The organism is Arthrobacter sp. C152 (genome assembly GCF_054890965.1).
The window spans coordinates 1-586 of record NZ_JBTZSU010000103.1 but is presented as its reverse complement, the minus strand read 5'-3'; the positions used below and the strand labels follow the sequence as shown (position 1 = coordinate 586).

At 72.9% G+C, this 586-nt stretch carries 1 pseudogene; it reads right to left on the bottom strand.

What is annotated here, in order from left to right:
* Positions 1 to 586, bottom strand: a pseudogene (locus tag ACYSM9_RS21900) (HNH endonuclease signature motif containing protein); the annotation flags it as partial.

Genomic DNA, 586 nt, shown 5'->3' with positions numbered 1-586 from the left:
ACCTGGGGGCGGATCGGGGTGGACGGCAGGCGGGCACCGGCACCGGATCCGGCCTCGCTGGAGGAATTGTTGCCGCCGTCGAGGATCGCCGCGGCGAAGATGTCGGCCCGGAGCTGGGGCATGCTGCGGACCTCGTCCGGGCCCTGCATGGCCCGGGCCATCGCGGTGAGCCGGTTCCACCCGGCCAGGGCCTGGTCCGCGGGCAGGCGCGCCGACAGCCAGGCCATGCCGTCCTGGTCCGGCCGGAACTCCACCCGCCGGTCCGCCACGGACTTCATATGGCGTTTTTCGATGCTCTCGGCATGGTGGCGCTCCCGCCAGGTCCGGGCCTTGACCCTGAACCGGTGCGCCGGCATCTCCCCCACCGGGCAGCCCTTGGCTGGGTCCGGTGCGTCCGGGTCCAGGAAATGCGCCTCCAACGCCGCGGCGCCGGCTGGGTCCAGGCTCGCTGCTTCATCGGCCATCACGATGGCGTGGGCCCAGGAGATCACCCCCGCCTGCAGGCCCGACAAGGTCCGCGGCAACTCCTTGACCACGGCGTGGGACGTTGCCAGGAACGACCCCGCCGCCCGCGGCCCCAAAGCCA